We start from the raw sequence: 19,741 nt of genomic DNA, 5'->3' as shown, positions 1-19,741 counted from the left end.
TCGTGGCCCGGCGCGGGGACGGCCGGACCGCGGGTGAGACAGGGCTCACAGCCCTACCGTGGGCAGATGGCGGACGTCCTGCCCGACGACGTGGCGACCTGGCTCGGGTCGTGGTTCTGGGCGCCCGGCTACGACGTCGCGCGCGAGGTGCTGCAGCGCGGCACGGCAGCGGTCCTCGTCGTCGCGTTCCTCGTCGTCGTGCGGCAGTGGCGCCCGCTGCTGGGCGAGCGCGGGCTGCTGCCCGCCGCGACGTTCGTGGCGCGCACGACGTGGCGCGACGCCCCGAGCCTGCTCCGGTGGCGGTGCTCGGACCGGTTCGTCGGCGCGCTCGCGTGGGGCGGGGCGGGGCTGGCGGCGCTCCTCGTCGTGGGGGTCCCGCAGCGCGGGCCGTGGTGGCTGACGACGCTCGCGTACCTCGTGCTGTGGGCCGTCTACCTGTCGGTGGTGAACGTCGGGCAGCGGTTCTACGGGTTCGGCTGGGAGTCGCTCCTGTGCGAGGTGACGTTCCTCGTGGGGTGGCTGGGCTCGTCCGGCGAGGGCGCCCCTCCCCCGCTGCTCGTCCTGCTCCTCGCCCGCTGGTGCCTGTTCCGGGTCGAGCTCGGCGCGGGACTCATCAAGCTCCGCGGGGACCGCGCGTGGCGCGACCTCACGGCCCTGGAATACCACCACGAGACGCAGCCCCTCCCCGGCCCGTTCTCGTGGCACGCGCACCACCTGCCGCGGTGGTGGCACCGCGTCGAGGTGGCGGGCAACCACGTGACGCAGCTCGTCGTGCCGTTCGCGCTCTTCGCGCCGCAGCCGGTCGCGAGCGTCGCGGGCGGGGTCGTGGTGCTCACGCAGGCGTGGCTGCTCGTGACCGGGAACTTCGCGTGGCTGAACTGGCTGACGATCGTGCTCGGGCTCGGCGTCGTGAGCGACGGCGCGTGGGCCGCCGTCGGGTCGTGGCTCGTACCCGCGCTCGGTCGCGGCGAGGAGCCGATGCCCGACGGCGGGGCCGCCCTGGGCGGCCCGGTCGCCCTCGTCGTGGCGGTGGTCGCGGTGTCGGCGCTCCTGCTCGTCCTCGGCGTGCGCCCGGCGCGCAACCTCGTCGCGCGTCGGCAGCTCATGAACGCGAGCTTCGAGCCGTTCCGGCTCGTCAACGCGTACGGCGCGTTCGGCTCGGTCTCGCGGCGCCGCGACGAGGTCGTCGTGGAGGGGACGACGGCCCGTTCCCCCGGTCCCGACGACTGGGTCGAGTACGCGTTCCGCGGCAAGCCGGGCGACGTGGGCCGCCGCCCGCCGCAGGTCGCGCCCTACCACCTGCGGCTGGACTGGCAGATGTGGTTCCTCGCGCTCGGGTCGCCCGGCACGCGGTGGTTCGAGGTGCTGCTGCTCCGGCTCCTGGAGGCCGACCGCCCGACCCTGCGCCTGCTCGCGACGGACCCGTTCGCCGACGACCCCGACGGCCCCGCCCCGCGGTGGGTGCGGGCCCGCGTCTTCCGTTACCGGTACACGACGCGCGCCGAGCGGCGACGCACCGGCGACTGGTGGGTGCGCGAGGAGCGCGGGGCGCTCGTCGACCCGGTGGACCGCGAGCGGCTGCGGCTGCTCCTGGGCCCGCGGGCCTGAGCGGCCGGCGGGCGCGGCCGATCCCGTCCGGGGTGGCCGCGACGACGGCCCGGCAGTGTCCTACTCGAAGCGGGACGGGTCGCCCGCGCCGACGCGCACGACCTCGGGGGCGCCGTCGGAGAAGTCGACGACCGTCGTCGGCGCGCTGCCCCGCTCGCCGCCGTCGACGACGGCGTCGACGACGTGGTCGAGCTCCTCCTTGATCGCCCAGCCGTCGGTGAGCGCCTCGGTCGAGCCGGGGAGGATGAGCGAGCTCGACAGGATCGGCTCCCCGAGCGCGGCGACGATGGCCTGGGCGACGGTGTCCTCGGGGATGCGGACGCCCACGGTCTTCTTCTTCGGGTGCGCGAGGCGGCGCGGGACCTCCGACGTCGCGCGCAGGATGAACGTGTACGGGCCCGGGGTGGCGGCCTTGATCGACCGGAACGCCGCGTTGTCGACCATGACGAAGTGGCCGAGCTGGGCGAAGTCGGCGCACACGAGCGTGAAGTGGTGCCGGTCGTCGAGGTGGCGGATGCGGCGGATGCGGTCGGCGCCCTCGCGGTCGTCCATGCGGCAGCCGAGCGCGTAGCCGGAGTCGGTCGGGTAGGCCACGAGGCCGCCGTCCTCGAGGAGGGCGACGACCTGCGCGATCGCGCGCGGCTGCGGGTTGTCGGGGTGCACGTCGAGGTAGCGGGCCATGGGGCGAGCCTAGGCCCGGGGCCGCGGTCCGGCCGCCGGGGCCGCCGTCGTCACCCGCCCCGGCTCCGAGGCGGCTACCGGGGCAGGTGCGCGGAGACGCGGCGCAGCTCCGCCGGGCTCGCGTTCCCGCCCGAGCAGACGACGCCGACGCGACGCCCGGCGAACCGGTCGGGGTCGGCGAGGACGGCGGCGAGGGCGCCCGCGCCCGCGCCCTCGGCGACGGTCCGCGCCGCGGTGAGGTAGAGCGCGGCGGCGCGGTCGATCGTGTCGTCGTCGACGAGCACGAAGTCGTCGAGGTGCTCGCGCAGGACGGCCTGGGTGAGCGCGAAGCCGGTGCCGGTGGCGAGGCCCTCGGCGCGCGAGGTGTTGGGCCGGGCGACGAGGTCGCGCGCGCGCCACGAGTCGTGCGCGGCGGGCGAGGCGGCCGACTGGACGGCGACCACCTCGAGCCCGGGGGCGAGCGCCTGGGCGACGAGGCACGCCGCGGCAGCGCCGCTCCCCCCGCCCACGGGGACCACGAGCACGTCGAGGTCCGGCGCGTCGGCGAGGAGCTCGAGGTACGCCGTCGCGACCCCGGCGACGAGGAGCGGCTCGTTCGCCGCGCTGACGAGCCGGGACCCGTCCTCGCCCGCGAGCGCCGTGGCGTGCTCGCGGGCGTCGTCGAAGGTGGTGCCGGTGAGGACGAGGCGGGCGCCGAGGTCGCGGACGGCGTCGGCCTTGGTGGGGTTGGGGTGGGTGGGCATGACGATGGTGCAGGGGGTGGCGGTGGTGCGGGCTGCGTGGGCGACGGCCTGGGCGTGGTTGCCGGTGGAGAAGGCGGTGACGCCGTGGGTGCGCTCGTCGGGGGTGAGGCGCAGGAGGAGGTTGAGGGCGCCGCGAACCTTGAAGGCTCCGGTGGGCTGGTGGTTCTCGTGCTTGACGACGACGTGGGTGCCGGTGGCGCGGTCGAGCGCGGGGTAGCTGCGGGTGGGGGTGGGCTGGAGGTGGGTGGCGAGGAGGCGGCGGGCGTCGAGGACGTCGCGCATCGTGGGCGGGGCGAGGTCTGCGGGGGGCACGGGTCCACGGTGCCGCGAGGCGTCTCATCGGTCCAATGCCTGTTCTGTGGCGACTGATCGACGGGATCTATGCTTCGCGCAGGAGGGTGTGGACGTGGACCTGACGCGGTTGCGGGTGCTGGCGGCGGTGGCGCGCGAGGGCTCGGTGACGGGGGCGGCGCGTGCGCTGCACTATGCGCAGCCGTCGGTGAGCCATCATCTGGCGCGCCTGGAGGCGGAGGTGGGGGTGCCGCTGACGGAGCGGCACGGCCGGGGCGTGCGGCTGACGGCGGCGGGTCGGCTGCTCGCGGCGCGGGCGGAGGAGATCCTGGGGCGCGTGGGCGCGGCGCGCGAGGAGCTGGACGCCCTGGTGTCGTTGTCGGCGGGTCGGGTGCGTCTGGCCGCGTTCCCGTCGGCGCTGGCGACGCTGGTGCCCGACGTCGTGGGTCGCCTGGCGCGCGAGCACCCGGGTCTGGGCGTGGGGCTGGTGGAGGCGGAGCCGCCGGAGGCGCTGGACGCGCTGCGGCGCGGTGCGGTGGACGTGGCGCTGGTGTTCGAGCACGACCGGTCGCCGCTGGACGTGGAGGGGCTGCGCGCGGTGCCGGTGCTCGCGGAGGAGCTGTTCCTCGTGCGGGCGGGGTCCGGTCCGCAGCCGGGGACGGACCCCGGGAGGGACTCCGCCACGGACGAGGCCGCGGCGTCGTCAGGGGAGGTGGACCTCGCGCCGCTCGCGGACGCGGCGTGGATCGCGGGCTGCGAGCGGTGCCGGGCGGACCTGGTGGGCCGGTGCGAGCGGGCGGGGTTCACGCCGCGCGTCGCGTTCGAGACGGACGACTACGTCGCGGTGCAGGCGCTCGTGGCGTCGGGTGTGGGGGTGTCGCTGCTGCCCGCGCTGGCGCTGCGGGCGCACCGGGACCCGCGGGTGACGGTGCGGGCGCTGCCGGGGGCGGCGCGGCGCGTGCTCGTGGTCACGTACGGGGAGCGTCGGTCCCCGGGTGCGGCGGCCGTGGTCGAGGGTCTGGTGCGCGCGGCCGGCTGACCGTCATGCGGGCTGACCGTCAGCCGGGCACGACGACGGCGGGCGCCGCGAGGACGAGCAGCACGACGCACACGCCCGCGACGGCCATGGAGAGCGCGAACGGGGCGCGGCTGCGCGGGCGCACGACCCCGACGGCGCCGGCGGCGAGCGCGAGCACGACGGCGACGGCGCCCAGGGCCCACGTCACGGGGCCGGGGGCCGTGGGCGGTGCGGTCACGACGAGCGCGGACGCCGCGGCGAGCAGCACGGGCGCGAGCACGGAGCTCGCGCGGCGCCCGAGCCGGTGCGGCAGGCCGCGCACGCCCGTGGCGGCGTCGTCCTCGAGGTCGGGCAGCGTGTTCGCGACGTGCGCGCCGACGCCGAGCAGCGCGGCGGCCGCGACGGCCCACGGGGCGGGGCGGCCCTCCCCGGGGGCGGCGAGCACGACGAACACGGCGAGCAGCCCGAAGGAGACGGCGTACGGGGCCCAGGACCACCACGTGGCCTTGAGCAGCGCGTTGTACGACCACGCGACCCCGACGGCGACGACGTGCACCACCCCGGGCAGCGGCCCGGTCGCGAGGGACAGCACGACGCACGCGCCGAGCGCCACGAGCGCCGCGGCACGCAGGGTGGCCGCCGTGACGAGGCCCGTGACCACGGGCTTGTCGGCGCGACCGACGGCGACGTCGCGGCGCGCGTCGAGCCAGTCGTTCGACCAGCCGACGGAGAGCTGGCCGGTGAGGACGGCGAGCGCGACGAGCGTCGTCGTGCGGGCGCCGGCGCCGATGCCCGCGGAGAGCGCGAGGGCGAACGCGGTGACCATCACGGTGGGCGGGAAGTGGCTCGCGACCACGAGGCCGCGCACGAGCCCTCGCGAGCGACCGGTCACCATGGCGGCAACCTAGCCCGCCGCCGGGTCGCGCGCCCGGCGCCCGGGCTCGTCGCCGCGGCGCACCCCTCCCCCCCGCGCGGGCGGACCGGGCCGGTGGGACGATGCGGGCATGTCGCGCGTCGTCGCCGTCGGGACCTCGCTTCCCGCGCATGCGTACCGCCAGGACGAGATCTCCCGGGTCACGAGCGAGCTGCTCACCGACGACCCGGTGCGCCGTGCGCTCACGCGCCGGCTGCACGCCCACGCGGGCGTCGAGACCCGTCATCTCGCGCTGCCCCTGGAGGACTACGGCGGGCTGTCGTTCGGCTCCGCCAACGACGCCTTCCTCGCGCTCGGGACCGACCTCGCGGAGCAGGCGTGCCGCGCGGCCCTCGACGACGCGGGCCTGCGCCCGGACGAGGTCGACCACGTGGTCCTCACCACCGTCACGGGCGTGGGCGCGCCGACGCTCGACGTGCTCGTCGCGGCCCGGCTCGGCCTGCGACCGGACGTGCGCCGCACGCCGTCGTTCGGGTGGGGCTGCGCCGGGGGCGCGGCGGGCCTGGCGCGGGCGGACGACCTGCTGCGAGGGCGCCCGCGGGACGTCGCGCTCCTCGTCGCCGTCGAGCTGTGCTCCCTGACGCTGCAGCGCACCGACCCGTCGACGGCGAACATCGTGGCGTCGGGCCTGTTCGGCGACGGCGCGGGGGCGGCCGTCCTCGTCGGGGACGAGCACCGCCTCGCCCGCCGCCCGGGCCCGTACGGACGGGCGGGCGCGGGCGTGCACGCCCGGGGCGTGCGCGTCGTCGACTCGCGCTCGCACCTGCACGCGGGCACGACGGGCGACCTGGGGTGGCGCGTCGGCGACACAGGGTTCGAGATCGTGCTGTCGGCGCGTCTGCCCGAGCTCATCGGGGCGCACCTGCTGGGCGACGTCAAGGCCCTGCTCGCCGAGCACGACCTCGAGCCGGGCGACGTCGGGGCGTGGGTCGTGCACGCGGGCGGCCCGCGCGTCCTGGACGCGGTGCGCGAGACCCTGGGACTCGCCGAGGAGGAGCTCGCGCTCAGCCGGGCGTCCCTGCGCGACGTGGGGAACCTGTCGTCGGCGTCGGTGCTGCACGTGCTCGGCGCGACCCTGGCCCGCACGGACGTGCCGCCCGGCGCGCCGGCCGTCCTCATGGCGTTCGGGCCCGGGGTGAGCACCGAGCTCGTCCTGCTGCGGCTCGACGGCCGCGGCCCCCGCCGGGCGCACGGGCCCGGTCACGCGGGCGGGCACGCGGTCGCGCGAGCCGAGGAGGTCCAGGGATGAGCCTCGCCTGGTACGTGGTGCTCGTGGGCGCCACCGCCGTCGAGCGGCTCGCCGAGCTCGTCGTCTCCACCCGCAACGCCCGCTGGTCGTTCGCCCGGGGCGGCGTCGAGTCGGGCCGCGGCCACTTCCCCGCGATGGTCGCCCTGCACACGGGTCTGCTGCTCGCGTGCGTGGCCGAGGCGTGGCTCGCCGACCGCCCGTTCCTGCCGTGGCTCGGCTGGCCCATGCTCGTCCTCGTGCTCGCGAGCCAGGGCCTGCGCTGGTGGTGCATCGCGACCCTCGGGCCGCGGTGGAACACGCGCGTCATCGTCGTGCCGGGCCTGCCGCTCGTCGCACGCGGCCCCTACCGGTGGCTGCGCCACCCCAACTACGTCGCCGTCGTGGTCGAGGGCGTCGCGCTGCCGCTCGTGCACTCGTGCTGGATCACGGCCGTCGCGTTCACGCTGCTCAACGCCGTGCTGCTCGCCCGCTTCCGCATCCCCGCCGAGGAGCGCGCCCTCGCCCGCGCGACCGCGGGCGGCGCCGCCGCGCACCCGGCCGTGCCGTGACCCCTCCCCGGTCGACCGACCGCCGCACGACCGACCGCGACGTCGACGTGCTGGTCGTCGGCGGCGGGCCCGTCGGGCTCGCCGCCGCCCTGCACGCCCGCCGCGCCGGGCACGACGTCCTCGTGGTCGACCGCCGCCCGGGCGTCATCGACAAGGCGTGCGGCGAGGGGCTGCTCCCCGGCGCGCTCGCCGCGGTCCTCGCCCTCGGCGTCGACCCGCCAGGCCACCCGCTCGCCGGCATCAGCTACCGCGACGCCACCCGCCACGCCGACCACCCGTTCGCCGCCGGCCCGGGCCGCGGCGTCCGGCGCACCGCGCTGCACGCCGCCCTGCGCGAGCGCGCGCTCGCCGAGGGCGTCACGATCGAGCACGCCACGCTCCGGGCGCTGCGCCAGGACGCCCGCGGGGTCGACGTCGTGCTCGGCGCGGCGCGAGCACCCGCCGAGGAGGGACCCGGGCCGGACGGCGGCGCGGACGAGGTCGTGCGGGCCGCCCACGTGCTCGGCTGCGACGGGCTGCACTCCACCGTGCGCCGTCTGACCGGCCTCGACGCCCCGCCGCACGGGCGCGCCCGGTTCGGCCTGCGCACCCACTACCGGCTCGCCCCGTGGAGCGACCTCGTCGAGGTGCACTGGGCACCGGACGCCGAGGCGTACGTCACCCCGGTCGCGCCCGACGTCGTCGGCGTCGCCGTCCTCACCCACCGCGACGGCGCCCGCGGCACACCGCAGGACGCGCACCACGGGCTCGACGCGTTCGGCGAGCTCGCGGACCGCGTGCGCGACGCCCCCGTGCTCGGGCGCGTCCGCGGCGCGGGGCCGCTGCGCCAGCGCGCCCGACGCCGCACCGCCGGGCACGTGCGCCTCGTGGGCGACGCGTCCGGGTACGTCGACGCGCTCACCGGCGAGGGCGTGCGCGTCGGGCTCGCCCAGGCCGAGGCCGCCGTGCGCCACCTCGACGACCCGGCCGCGTACGAGCGCGCCTGGTCCCGCGCCACGCGCGACTACCGCGTCCTCACCTCCGGCCTGCTCGCCTGGGCGGGCAGCCCCGCCCGCCGCGCGATCGTGCCCGCCGCGAGCGCCGCGCCGTGGCTGTACGGGGCGGTCGTGGAGCGCCTGGCCCGCTGACGGGCAGCTCCGTGCCGGTCGCGGTACCCGCCCGCCGCCCTCGTCCGCCGAGCAGCCCGTCGTCTCGCCACGCCCCGGTGTGGGCGCCCACCGCTACCGTGCGGCCATGACCTCGCTCGACCTGCACGTCGTCCCCGACCGCTTCCTGCTCGGCCACGTCCCGGGCGCCACGTTCCCCGAGGACGACGAGTGGGTCGCGCTCGTGCGCGCCCCCGAAGGGCTCACGGTCGTACGGCACGCCTCGCCGTTCGACGACGCTGAGCGGTGGGCGGGCTTCTACGGCTCGGCGCACGGGCTGGAGACGTCGGGCGTGCTCGCGTCCGTCGTCGGGCCGCTGGGCGAGGCGGGCGTGCCGGTGTTCGTCGCGTCCACGTTCCACGCGGACCTCGTGCTGGTCCCGGAGGTGCGGCTCGAGCAGGCCACCCGGGTGCTGCGCGACGCCGGTCACGCGGTCGCCGCTCCGCGGTGACCCCGGGTCGCCGCCCGTCGTCGTGCGCGGTCCCCGCACCGGTAGCATGCGCGGATGCGAGCGCGAGGGTGGGTGGCGGCAGCGGCCGTGGTGCTGAGCACGGCGGTCCTGGTCGGGTGCGGGTCCGGCGGTGCGGGCCCGGCGGACGGGACCGAGGAACCGGAGGCGGCGAGCAGCGCTGCGCCGTCGCCCGCCACGGATGCCCCGGCGCAGGACGACGCCCCGGACGACGCCGCGACCTGCGTCGCCTTCAGCGACGTCATGACGATCGTGGAGAACGCCGACCTCGGCCTCGCCGACGGCCGCATGGCGGAGCAGGAGCGGGACGGCTGGTACGAGCTCGCTACCCGCGTGCTCGGCCGCCTGCCGTCCGGCGGGGACAGCGCCGTGCAGACGGCGGTCGGCGACCTCCAGGCGGCCGCGCCGGCCGTCGCGGTCGGGACGTTCGCCGAGTCGACCGGCGTGGGCTCCCCGGAGTGGTCGCAGGCCCAGGCAGACCTCGGCGACGCGTGCGAGGCGCTCAGTGCTCCGCTGACGATCGCCCCGTTCACCGGCGGCTGACCCGACGCCCGGCCCCCGCGCCACCGCGCTCGGGGCCCGCGCCACCGCGCTCGGCGGCGCAGCCGGTCACCCCCGCGCCGCCGCCTTCTCCGCCCGGTCGAGCAGGTCGCGCGCGCGGTCGCGCGGCAGGAACGCGAGGAGCGCGTCCTTCTCCCCCACGCGCACCCGCTCCGCCACCTCGAAGCCGAGGGCCCGCATCCGGGCGTGCGCCCGCTCGTTCGCCGCGTCCGGCTCGACGACGATCCGGTCCACCCGCGGGTCGGCGAGGCAGAACGCGACGACCAGCGGACCGACGGCGGCCCACAGGTCCGCCCCGCGCGGACCGCGCCCGCCGAGCAGGAAGTGCAGCCCGACGTCGCCCGGTGCCACCGCGTACGCCTCGCCCACGGGGTCGTGCTCCGGCTCGTAGGTCTGCAGGAGCGCGACCGGGGCGTCGTCCCACCGCACGAGGAACGCGTGGTGCGTCGGCAACGAGCCGACGTAGGCGTACAGGTCGCGCAGCTCCGTCCGGGACAGGTCCCCGAGTCCCCAGAACCGTGCCCATGGCCGGGTCACCCAGGCGTGCAGGACGTCGAGGTCGGCGTCCGGGTCGAGGGCGCGGAGCGTCAGGCGCCCTCCGCCCGGCGCGCGGTGCGTGAGGAGCAGCTCCCCGGGCGCGCCGGTGCGCAGGCGGCCGGGGGCGGGCGGGTCGGTCGTGGTCATCGGGTCTCCTCGTGGCGCAGCAGGGCCCAGTCGGTCACGACGGGCACGGTCTCGGCGTCGGCCCAGGCGGCGAGCCGGTCGGCGAAGTGGGGCGAGCGCGGGTCGCCGCTCGCGCCGAACGGCACGCCCCAGCGGCTCGCGTCCCGGTCGGCGAGGTCCCACACCCAGCGCGCGACCGACCCGCGCACGCACACGTCGCTGACCCCCGGCACGCTCGCGGTGCAGCGTACGGTGTCCGTGTCGCCCCCGAGCGGAACGCCCGGCACGCGCGGGACCGGCGAGCCCGGCACGTCGAGGAGCACGTGCAGCCCGAGCACGCGGTGGGCGTCGCCCCACACCGGCGCCGGGCCCGGCTCGTCGTCCCGCGCCCGCACGACGTCGGCGAGCGCGGCCCACGCGAGCGCGGCGCCGTCGATCCCGAGCCACGCGGCGCCGAGCAGCGCGGGCAGCGCGTCGGCGACGCGCGCGGTGACCGACAGCCACGGCGCGAAGACCGGGTCGAGGCCGTGGGGCGCGTGCAGCGGCGAGAGCGCGGGGTGCGCCGCGACCCGGCCGACGAGCGCACCGCGCCAGGCCGCGAAGAGCGCCGCGTCGGCGCTGTCCGCGTCCATGCGGCGGTCCCACGCGCGCAGCCGTGCCGCCGCGCGGACCGTCACGGGGTCGGGACGCGCGGTCGTGCTGTCGTCGGCCCCGGCCGCGCCCGGGGCGCGAGTGTCGCGGTCGAGCCACCCGAGCAGGTCGTCCGCGCCGCCGAGCAGCGTGTCCGCGTGGACGCGCGACTGGTCCGCCGCGGTCGCGTCGTCGCCCGCGGCCGCGAGGAGCGCCCGGATCCGGCGAGCGCGGTGCGGCGGGGCGTACGTGCGGCCCAGGTCGAGGTCGGGCCGCGCGGGCCGCTCGTTCGCGTCGACCGCGACGTCGTCGACGACCACGGGCGGGGGCGGCACGACCCACGGGCGGGCGCGTCCGGCGTCGGCCCACCCCGGCAGGGGCAGCGCGCGCTCGGCCGGGTCATGGCGGGGCGCGCGCCCCGCCGTCACCGACAGCACGGTCGCGCGGTCCGCCGCCAGCACGCGGTCGACCGGGTCGACCCACGTCGCGAACGCGTCCGTGACGTCGCGCGCCGACCCGGCCCGCAGGAGCCGTCGCCACGCGGCGACCCCGAGGTCGGCGTCCACGCGAGCGGGCAGACGCACCGCGAACGTCCGGCCCGGGTCGTCGGGGCCGCCCGTGACGACCACCCCACGCGCCGTCTCGATCGTCTCCACGCGGTGCTCGACCGGGCCGCCGGCCGCGCGCACGCGGACCGTGGCGTGGACGACGTCCGCCGGCTCCGGACCGTCCGGCCCTTCCGCGACGACACCGCCGTCCGCGGTGCGGTGCAGCCGCTCCGCGACGACGTCCACGTGGTGCGCCATCGCGTTCGTCACGCCCCACGCCGCCCCGCCCGCGTGCCCGAAGTGCGGGGCACCCGGGACACCGGGGAAGGCGAGGCCGACGACGTCGTACGCGTCGCACGCCAGGCGCACCTGCTGGTAGACGCCCGGCAGCTCCAGGAGGCGGTGCGGGTCGCCCGCGAGCAGCGGCGCCCCGCCGCGCGTGCGGGCGCCCGCGAGCGCCCACGCGTTCGACCCCGAGCCGGGGCCGCCGTCGACGGCGAGCAGGTCGAGCACCGCGGTGGGGGGAACGTCGGGCCGGGACCGCGCGACGGCGGCCCCGAGCGTGCGCGCGACGTGGTCGCGCCACAGCACGTGCGGGAAGCCGGAGAACAGGACGTGGGCGACGAGGAAGACGCCGAGCGGCGCCCACGCGGGCCACGGCTCGTGCGGCGGCAGGTCGCCCCCGCCGGGCCAGGCCGGGTCGGCGAGGGCGTGCATCTCGGGCACGTCGCGCCCGCGCTCGAGACCGTCGTTCACGCCCGCGGTGTACGCGTCGACCCAGGCGCGGTCGTCGTCCGCGAGCGCCGCGTAGGCGCGGCGTGCGGTGTCGGCGAGGCGGACGCGGTGGGCGAACCGGTCCCACGCGAGGCCCGGCTCGCCCAGGCGCTCGGCGAGCCGTCCCTCGGCGCGCCACCGGTCGACCTCGATCTGCCAGCCGCGGTCGAGCGCGGTGACGTACCCCTGGCCGCGCGCGAGCGCGAGCTCGTCGGCGGCCCGCACGTGCGGGACTCCCCACGCGTCGCGGTGCACGGAGAACCCGCCGGGGTTCGCCGTCACGTCAGCCCTCCCGCGCGGCGGGGTTGGCGAGCGTGCCCGCGTACAGCAGGGACGCGGACTGGTCGGCGAGGTCGACCATCTGGAGCGTGTTGCGCAGCTGGAGGCGGTTGAGGCACGAGTGCGCGAACCGCGGGGTGCGCAGGTCGACGCCGCCGCGCAGGTCGGGGTGGTCGGCGCGGTGGGCGTCGAGGCACTCCGCGACGAGGCGCCAGAACCGGTCCTCGGGCAGCACGCCGTCGCCGTGGAGGATCGCGGCGAGGTGGCGCAGGACGCCGTCGAACACGTCGGTGAAGATCGCGAGCGCCTTCTCCTCGTCGTCGACGACGGCGCGCACGCGCTCGACGCCGGGCGGGAGCGGCGCGTCACCGAGGACGGCGATCTCCTCGCCGACGTCCTTCATGACCGCACGGACCACGACGTGGTCGCGGAGCACGAGGATGAGGTTCTCGCCGTGCGGCATGAACGCGAGGTCGTGCGCGAGGAGCGCGTGGGCCAGCGGGCGCAGGTAGGCGTCGAGGTAGGCGCGCACCCAGTCGGCGGGGTCGAGCCCGGAGGCGCGCACGAGCGCGGTCGCGTGCGCGGCGCCGTCGGGGTCGCGGTGCAGGAGCGCGGCCATGGTGGCGAGGCGCTCCCCGGGCGCGGTGCGCGGCACGGGGCTCTCGCGCCACAGGGCGGCGAGCATCTTGCGGTGCGGGGACGGCGTGGCGGTGCGGTGGTAGACGTCGCCGGTGTACCCGATCGAGGCGAGCTCGCGCAGCACGGTGAAGCCGCGGCCGCCGAGCTCCGGGTCGGCGGCGACGAGGTGCGCGACCCAGTCGTTGATCGCGGGGGTGTCACGCATGTACGCGGGCGACAGCCCGCGCAGGAACCCCATGTTCTGGATCGCGAGCGCGACCTTGACGTAGTGGCGGGCGGGCCGCGTGAGGTTGAACAGGGTGCGGATCGACTGCTGCGGCTGGTACTCGTCGGCGCCCGGCCCGAGCGGGACGAGGTCGCCGCGCGCGACGTCGGCCGCGAACGTGATGGGCACGCGGTGCTCCCACTGCCACGGGTGCACGGGCAGGTAGAGGTAGTCGGCCGGGTCGAGGCCGCGCGCGGCGAGCCGCTCGGCGAACGCGGCGCGCTCGTCGGGCGTGAGCTCGGCCCCGTAGTGCGTCTCCTCGTCGAGCCCGGCGCCGAGCGCGAGGTGGGTGTGCTCGCGCCGCGCGGCGAGCCACAGCAGCCGCACGCGACCCCCGTTCTCGGGCGCGTATGCGCGGTACTCCGCGAGGCCGAACCCGATGCGCCCGTTGTTCGCGACGAACCCCGGGTGCCCCTCCGTCATGGCCGCCTCGACCTCCTGGAACGACGCGCCGAGGAGGTCGGTGGCGCTCGGCCCGCCGGTGCGCTCGTACCGCTCGAGCTTCGCCGTCGCGCTCGCGAGCGTGGACGACACCTCCTCGAGGTAGGTGGCGAGCAGGTCGTCCGGGATACGTAGGTCGGGCTGGAGCTCGACGACGAGGTCGAGCGCGTCGACCGGCAGCTCACGCCGCGCGAACGTGCCGCCCGCACCCGCGGGGTCGCCCACGTCGCCGCGCCGGCCCGCCGTGCCGTGCCCGGCCGTCGCGGTGCGCCGGATCGACGCCTCGTCGAGCACCCAGTGCTCGAGCGCGTACCGCCGCGCGACGAACCGGTACTCCACCGAGCCGTCCGCGACGGGCAGCACGTACCGCCCCGGCCCGTCGGCCTCGACCGGCCAGACCTCCGCGCGCGGCGCGAGCAGCCGCTCGTGGGTGAGCTCGGCGATCGTCTTCGCGACGAGGTGTCGGTGCGCGCGCTCGGCGAGGTCGGGGCGCAGGTGCGGCGCGTGGTCGACGCCATCGCCCAGCGGGCTCGCGTCGAGGTCGGCGCGCGTCGCGACGGCGAGGTGCGCCGTCTTGCCGGGCAGCTCCACCTCGCGCAGCACGCGGAACCCGGCCGCGGCGTTCTTCGCCGCGATCGCGGCGTTGCGCACGTCCGGCTCGACGACGACACGGCGGGCGCCACGCCCCGCAGGGTCGAGACAGAACCGCACGACGGCGCCCATCACCGCCGAGGTGAACCCGCCGCGCGCGGGCCCGGCCGGGGGCGCGACGAGCAGGTGCATCCCGACGTCGCCCGGCTCCAGCAGGGCGACGGCCGCGGGGACGTCGGCGAGCGTGACGCGCGCCGGGTCGTACGTCTCCACGAGGAACGCCGGCACGCCGTCGACCCGGCCGAGCCACGCGTCCTGGTGCGGGTCGGCGCGGACCCCCGCGAGGTAGTCCCGCACGCCGTCGACGTCGAGGTGGCCCAGCTGCCAGAACGCCGAGCGGGGGTGCGCGAGCCAGCCCTGCACGAGCGCGGCGTCGCGCACCGGGTCGGCGGGCTCGAACGAGACGTCCGCGCGGCCGTCGCCGAGCCGGACCCGCACCGCGAAGGCGGCGCCCGGGCTCGCGCTCGGCGCCGCGTCGTCCGACGCCGCAGCACCTGACGCCGTCGGGCCCGGCGACGGCACGGCCGACGCCGCCGTCGCCGTGGTGGTGGCGCTCATCGAGCCTCACCTCCCGTGCGCTCGCCCGCCGCGACGCGCGCCGCGGCGTCCGACGTGGCGGGGGTCGTCGCGGGAGTGGTGGCCGGGGACGGGGAAGCCGAAGGAGCCTCGTCGTCGGGCAGGCCGAACGTCTGGAACGCGATGCGCTCCTCCACCGGGTACACCTCGCGGCCCGTGACGGTGCGCAGCACGACGGCGTTGCGCCACGCGGCGAACCCGAGGTCCGGCGCGGTGATGCCGTGCGTGTGCTCCTCGCCGTTGAGCACGTGGACGCGGCGCGCGTCGTCGACCGTGTAGTCGCGCGCGACGTCGAACCGCCCGAGCTCGTCGAACCGGAGCAGGTGGCGAACCGGGTCGAGGAACGCCGGGACCGAGGCGGCGTAGCCCGTCGCGACGACGAGCGCGCGCGTGCGGCGCTCGACCTCCCGCCCGAGCTGCGCGTGCCGCAGCCGCAGCACGTACTCCCCTGCCGACCCCGCCGCGTCGGGCTGCCCGGCAGCGCTCGCCCCGGCACCCCCGCGGGCGGCCGGCTCGTACCGCGCCGCGACGACCTCGGTGTCGGTGAGCAGCGTCGTCGGCACCGGACGGTCGAGGCTCAGGCGGTACAGCGCGTCGTAGATCTCGTCCACGAGGTCGCCGCTGATCCCCTTGTACAAGCCCCGCTGCTCGCGGCCGAGGAGCTGGCGCAGCTCGAGCGGCAGCGCGTGGAAGTGGTCGGTGTACTCCGGCGACGTCATCTCGAGCGTGAGCTTCGTGTACTCCATGGGGAAGAAGCGCGGCGAGCGCGTCACCCAGTCGAGCCGGTAGCCGGGGCGCCGCGCGTCGCCGTGCACGCCGTCGAGCAGGTCGCGGTAGACCTCGGCGGCCGACTGGCCGCTGCCCACGACCGTGACCGAGCCCGCGTCCGCGAGCGCGTCGCGGTGCGGCAGGTACTGCGCGCTGTGCACGAGCGGCCCGGCACCCGGGTGCTCGCCGCGCGCGACCTCGTCCGCGAGCGCCCGCAGCGCGGGCGGCAGCACCGGCGAGGTGCCGACGCCGAGCACGAGGTGGCGACCCCGGTGCTCCTCGGTGCCGGTGACGCTCCCGTCGGGCGCGAGCGTCTCGGCGCGCACGACGAACGCGTCGGCGGCCGGGTCGTGCTCGACGGCGACGACGCGCCGCGACCAGCGCAGCGAGCCCAGGCGGGCCGCGACCCAGCGGCAGTACGCGTCGTACTCGGCGCGCAGCGGGTAGAACGACTCCCGGATGTAGAACGGGTAGAGCCGACCCGTGGCCTTGAGGAACGCGAGGAACGAGTACGGCGACGTCGGGTCCGCCATCGTGACGAGGTCGGCGAGGAACGGGACCTGGATCGTCGCGCCCTCGATCATCATGCCGGGGTGCCAGCGGAACTCGGGGGCAGCGTCGAGGAACACGGCATCGACGTCGTCGAGGGGCGCGGACAGCGCCGCGAGGCCGAGGTTGAACGGCCCGATCCCCACGCCGACGACGTCGCGCACGCGCGCCGGGTCGTGGGGCGCTCGGGCGGGGCCGCTCACCGTGGGAGCAGTCGTGGTCATCGGGTCACCGCCCCGGCGGTCGCGAGGGACGCCACGAGGTCCGCGGCGTGCGTCGCGACGTCGTCGTCGTGCAGCAGCTCGTCGCGCTCGACGAGCGCCTGGGCCGTCGTGCGGACGAGGTCGAGCACGTGGCGCACGTCCGCGAGCGTCACGGTCGGGTTGAGCAGCGTGAGCTTGAGGCACGGGACGCCGTCGAGCACGGTCTTGGCGACCACCGCGCGACCGGACTCGAACAGCACGCGCCGCACGAGCGGCACGAGGCGGTCCGCGTGCGCCGCGGACAGCCCCGGCGGCTCGTAGCGGAACAGGACCGTGGACAGGTCCGTGCGGCCGAGCACGCGCAGCTCGGGGTCGTCCGCGAGGTCGGCGTGCACCTGCGCGGCGAGGTCGCACACGGCGTCGACCATCGCGCCGACCCCGCCGGGCCCGAGCGCGCGCAGCGTCGTCCAGAGCTTGAGCGCGTCGAAGCGGCGCGTCGTCTGGAGCGACACGTCGACCTGGTTCGGCTCGGCGTTCTCGCGCGGGTTGAGGTAGTCCGCGTGGTGCGCGACGCGCTCCAGGTCGGCGCGCTCGCGCACGAGCAGCGCGCTCGCCGACACGGGCTGGAAGAACGCCTTGTGGTAGTCGACGGTCACCGACCGCGAGCGCTCGATGCCGTCGAGCAGGTGCCGGCGCGTCGGGGACACGAGGAGGCCGCACCCGTAGGCGGCGTCGACGTGCAGCCACACGTCGGCCGCGTCGCACACGTCCGCGACCGCGGCGAGCGGGTCGACGCAGCCGCGGTCGGTCGTGCCGGCGGTCGCGACGACCGCCATGACGACCTCGCCCGCGGCGTGCACCGCGGCGACGGCGGCCACGAGCGCCGCGGGCACGACGCGCCCGTCGGCGTCGGCCTCGACCCGCACGACCGCGTCGTCGGCGAGGCCGAGCAGCAGGGCCGAGCGCGTGACGCTGAAGTGGCTGGACCCCGCGGCCAGGACGCGCAGGCGCGGCAGGACGGCCGAGCGTCCGAGCCCGTCGCGGGCCGCGCGCTCGACGGCGCGCTCGCGGGCGAGGAAGAGCGCGTGGAGGTTGGACTGGGTGCCACCCGACGTGAGGACGCCGTCGCCGGCGACGTACCCGACGCGGCCGGCGGTCCAGGCGACGAGGCGGCGCTCCATGAGGGTCGCGACGGTCGACTGGTCGTAGGTGTCGACGGACGTGTTGATCGCGGCGAGCAGCGCTTCGGCGCCGACGGCGGGCAGCGCGACCGGGCAGTTGAGGTGCGCGGCGTAGGCGGGGTGGTGGAACCACACGGCGTGGGTCGCGTAGAGGTCGGCGGCCTCGCGCAGCGCGGCGTCGGTCCCGACGCCGGGGCCGTCGAGGTCGGCGGCGTCGACGAGCGCGGCCAGATACGTGCGGCTCGCGCCGGACCAGGGCTGGTCGACGGCGGCCACGCGCGCGGCGACGTCGTCCACCACGGCGTGCAGGGTGCTCGCGTAGGCGCCCGCGGTCGCGCCGGTGAGCAACGCGGGGGCGGTCGGGGTACCGTGCGCGGGCGCGCCGGATCGTGCTGAGAGCATGCGAGGCTCCAGGACGGGGAGAGGACCGCCGCGGATCGCGGCGGGGCAACCTGAGGTTTGCCTTGCCTAACCTAGCGCAGCGCGGTCCCGCGTCAAGAGTGACCTGCGCCACGTCGCCGTGGACGCGCGGCCACGGCGGGGAGAGGATGGCAGTCGCCCGTCCTGGTGCCCGAGGAGGCCGTGTGGAACCCACCGTCGCGACGACCCGCCCCGCCATCGTCACCGTGGACGACGACCCCGGGGTCTCGCGCGCGGTCGCGCGCGACCTGCGCCGCCGCTACGGCGACCGGTACCGGATCGTGCGCGCCGAGTCCGGTGCCGAGACGCTCGCCGCGCTGCGCGAGCTCGCGCTGCGCGGTGAGGACGTGGCCGTCGTCCTCGCCGACCACCGCATGCCCGGCATGACGGGCGTCGAGCTGCTCGAGCAGGCGATGGACCTCTTCCCCGCGGCGCGCCGCGTCCTGCTCACCGCCTACGCGGACACCGAGGCGGCGATCGAGGCGATCAACGTCGTCGACCTCGACTACTACCTGCTCAAGCCGTGGGACCCGCCCGAGGAGAAGCTCTACCCCGTCGTGGACGCCCAGCTCGAGGCGTGGTCCGCGACCGACCGGCGCCGGCCCGCCGAGACCGTCGTCGTCGGGCACCGGTGGTCGGCACGCTCGTCGCAGGTGCGCGAGTTCCTCGCGCGCAACCGCGTCCCCTACCGGTGGTACCCGTCCGAGTCCGCCGAGGGAGCGCGCCTGCTCACCGCCGCGCAAGCCGACGGCGAGACCCTCCCCCTCGTCGTCACGCCCGAGGGCGAGCCCCTCGTCGCGCCCGACGACGCGACGCTCGCCGAGCGGGTCGGGCTCGCCACGCGCCCCGCGGCCGACTTCTACGACCTCGTCGTCGTGGGCGGCGGGCCCGCGGGGCTCAGCGCGGCGCTGTACGGGGCGTCGGAGGGGCTGCGCACGGTGCTCGTCGAGCGCACCGCGACCGGCGGCCAGGCCGGCCAGAGCTCGCGCATCGACAACTACCTCGGCTTCCCCGACGGGATCTCGGGCGCCCAGCTCGCCGAGCGCGCGCGCCGCCAGGCCGTGCGGTTCGGCGCCGAGATCGTCACGACGCGCGACGCCGTCGAGCTCGACGTCGACGGCCCGGCCCGCTCGGTGCGGTTCCCCGACGGCACGTCGATCGACGCGCACACCGTCATCCTCGCCTCAGGCGTCTCCTACCGGCTGCTCGACGGCCCGGGCCTCGCCGACCTCGTGGGCCGCGGCGTCTTCTACGGCTCGGCGCTCACCGAGGCGTCCGCGTGCCAGGACCAGGAGGTGTACGTCGTCGGGGGCGCGAACTCCGCCGGGCAGGCGGCGCTCTACCTCGCGCGCGAGGCCAAGCAGGTGACGCTCGTCGTGCGCGGCGACTCGCTCGCCCGGTCCATGTCGTCCTACCTCGTCGAGCAGGTCGAGGCCCACCCGCGCGTGCGGGTCCTCACCCGCACGGAGGTGGTCGCGGCGTCGGGCGACGACCACCTGGAGCACCTCGAGCTGCGCGACCTCGACGCCGGCGCGACGTCGCGCGTCGAGTGCGGGTGGGCGTTCGTGTTCATCGGCGCCGCGCCCCGCACCGACTGGCTCGACGGCGTCGTCGCGCGCGACCCCCGGGGGTTCGTGCTCGCGGGACCCGACCTCCTGCACGACGGCGCCCCGCCCGCCGGGTGGACGCTCGACCGCCCGCCCTACCACCTGGAGACGTCCGTGCCCGGCGTGTTCGCCGCCGGGGACGTGCGCGCGGAGTCGGCCAAGCGGGTCGCGTCCGCCGTCGGGGAGGGGGCCATGGCCGTCATGCTCGTCCACCGCTACCTCGAACAGCTCTGACCGCGTCCCGCCACGCTCCCGCCGACACCACCGACACAGCACCACCGACACAGCACCGACGACACA

Annotated in this window: 16 protein-coding genes; 8 read left to right on the top strand and 8 right to left on the bottom strand. The window is 77.2% G+C overall.

Translation table 11 applies throughout. The features are described 5' to 3' along the window. The first annotated feature begins 66 nt into the window (after positions 1-66). Positions 67-1,608, top strand: a complete 1,542-nt coding sequence (locus tag GWJ10_RS11935) for a lipase maturation factor family protein (RefSeq protein WP_163187627.1) — start codon at positions 67-69, stop codon at positions 1,606-1,608. A gap of 60 nt (positions 1,609-1,668) precedes the next feature. Here GWJ10_RS11935 and GWJ10_RS11930 read toward each other — a convergent pair whose 3' ends face one another. Then, positions 1,669-2,289: an L-threonylcarbamoyladenylate synthase gene (locus tag GWJ10_RS11930; RefSeq protein WP_061268434.1), complete on the bottom strand. Its 621-nt coding sequence runs from the start codon at positions 2,287-2,289 to the stop codon at positions 1,669-1,671. Between the two features lie 74 nt (positions 2,290-2,363). Beyond that, the gene (locus GWJ10_RS11925; RefSeq protein ID WP_241005774.1) at positions 2,364-3,344 is read right to left on the bottom strand and encodes a pyridoxal-phosphate dependent enzyme; all 981 of its coding nucleotides are present in this window, start codon (positions 3,342-3,344) and stop codon (positions 2,364-2,366) included. 94 nt (positions 3,345-3,438) lie between these two features. On the opposite strand from GWJ10_RS11925, the gene GWJ10_RS11920 reads away from it, so the two are divergent. After that, the gene (locus tag GWJ10_RS11920) at positions 3,439-4,362 is read left to right on the top strand and encodes a LysR substrate-binding domain-containing protein (RefSeq protein ID WP_163187625.1); all 924 of its coding nucleotides are present in this window, start codon (positions 3,439-3,441) and stop codon (positions 4,360-4,362) included. A 19-nt stretch (positions 4,363-4,381) separates the two neighbouring features. Here the strand turns inward: GWJ10_RS11920 and GWJ10_RS11915 are convergent, their stop codons facing one another. Continuing rightward, entirely contained in the window at positions 4,382-5,236 is an 855-nt protein-coding gene (locus tag GWJ10_RS11915; RefSeq protein WP_163187623.1) for a UbiA family prenyltransferase, read from the bottom strand. Positions 5,237-5,345: 109 nt separating this feature from the next. Between GWJ10_RS11915 and GWJ10_RS11910 the strand changes: the two genes are divergently transcribed. The 5 genes from GWJ10_RS11910 (at position 5,346) to GWJ10_RS11890 (ending at position 9,229) form a co-directional block, all read left to right on the top strand. After that, positions 5,346-6,524, top strand: coding sequence for a 3-oxoacyl-[acyl-carrier-protein] synthase III C-terminal domain-containing protein (locus GWJ10_RS11910; RefSeq protein WP_163187621.1), 1,179 nt, complete (start codon positions 5,346-5,348; stop codon positions 6,522-6,524). Then, positions 6,521-7,072 (top strand): isoprenylcysteine carboxyl methyltransferase family protein, encoded by a 552-nt coding sequence (locus GWJ10_RS11905; protein WP_163187619.1) that lies wholly within the window; start codon positions 6,521-6,523, stop codon positions 7,070-7,072. Before GWJ10_RS11910 ends, GWJ10_RS11905 begins: the two co-directional genes overlap by 4 nt. Beyond that, positions 7,069-8,199, top strand: coding sequence for an FAD-dependent oxidoreductase (locus GWJ10_RS11900; RefSeq protein WP_163187617.1), 1,131 nt, complete (start codon positions 7,069-7,071; stop codon positions 8,197-8,199). The genes GWJ10_RS11905 and GWJ10_RS11900 overlap by 4 nt, the downstream gene beginning before the upstream one ends. A gap of 106 nt (positions 8,200-8,305) precedes the next feature. Continuing rightward, the gene (locus tag GWJ10_RS11895) at positions 8,306-8,668 is read left to right on the top strand and encodes an ACT domain-containing protein (RefSeq protein WP_034652603.1); all 363 of its coding nucleotides are present in this window, start codon (positions 8,306-8,308) and stop codon (positions 8,666-8,668) included. 54 nt (positions 8,669-8,722) lie between these two features. Beyond that, on the top strand, positions 8,723-9,229 hold the full coding sequence (locus GWJ10_RS11890; RefSeq protein ID WP_163187615.1) for a hypothetical protein: 507 nt from the start codon (positions 8,723-8,725) through the stop codon (positions 9,227-9,229). Positions 9,230-9,295: 66 nt separating this feature from the next. Here the strand turns inward: GWJ10_RS11890 and GWJ10_RS11885 are convergent, their stop codons facing one another. From GWJ10_RS11885 to GWJ10_RS11865, 5 genes are read right to left on the bottom strand one after another with little or no spacing between them, the layout of a single operon-like run. Beyond that, positions 9,296-9,931 (bottom strand): GNAT family N-acetyltransferase, encoded by a 636-nt coding sequence (locus GWJ10_RS11885; RefSeq protein ID WP_163187613.1) that lies wholly within the window; start codon positions 9,929-9,931, stop codon positions 9,296-9,298. Beyond that, positions 9,928-12,144, bottom strand: a complete 2,217-nt coding sequence (locus GWJ10_RS11880; RefSeq protein ID WP_241005773.1) for a penicillin acylase family protein — start codon at positions 12,142-12,144, stop codon at positions 9,928-9,930. The genes GWJ10_RS11885 and GWJ10_RS11880 overlap by 4 nt, the downstream gene beginning before the upstream one ends. Position 12,145: 1 nt before the next feature. Then, complete coding sequence (locus GWJ10_RS11875; protein ID WP_163187611.1) at positions 12,146-14,695, bottom strand: GNAT family N-acetyltransferase; 2,550 nt, start codon at positions 14,693-14,695, stop codon at positions 12,146-12,148. Next, the gene (locus GWJ10_RS11870) at positions 14,692-16,254 is read right to left on the bottom strand and encodes a SidA/IucD/PvdA family monooxygenase (protein WP_163187609.1); all 1,563 of its coding nucleotides are present in this window, start codon (positions 16,252-16,254) and stop codon (positions 14,692-14,694) included. The genes GWJ10_RS11875 and GWJ10_RS11870 overlap by 4 nt, the downstream gene beginning before the upstream one ends. After that, positions 16,251-17,816: a pyridoxal-dependent decarboxylase gene (locus GWJ10_RS11865; RefSeq protein WP_163187607.1), complete on the bottom strand. Its 1,566-nt coding sequence runs from the start codon at positions 17,814-17,816 to the stop codon at positions 16,251-16,253. The genes GWJ10_RS11870 and GWJ10_RS11865 overlap by 4 nt, the downstream gene beginning before the upstream one ends. A 182-nt stretch (positions 17,817-17,998) precedes the next feature. On the opposite strand from GWJ10_RS11865, the gene GWJ10_RS11860 reads away from it, so the two are divergent. Beyond that, on the top strand, positions 17,999-19,675 hold the full coding sequence (locus GWJ10_RS11860) for an FAD-dependent oxidoreductase (RefSeq protein ID WP_241005772.1): 1,677 nt from the start codon (positions 17,999-18,001) through the stop codon (positions 19,673-19,675). Positions 19,676-19,741 lie beyond the last annotated feature (66 nt).

It is taken from the genome of Cellulosimicrobium sp. SL-1, assembly GCF_011033075.1.
Taxonomy (GTDB): Bacteria; Actinomycetota; Actinomycetes; order Actinomycetales; family Cellulomonadaceae; genus Cellulosimicrobium; species Cellulosimicrobium funkei.
This window is presented reverse-complemented; position numbering and strand designations above follow the sequence as displayed.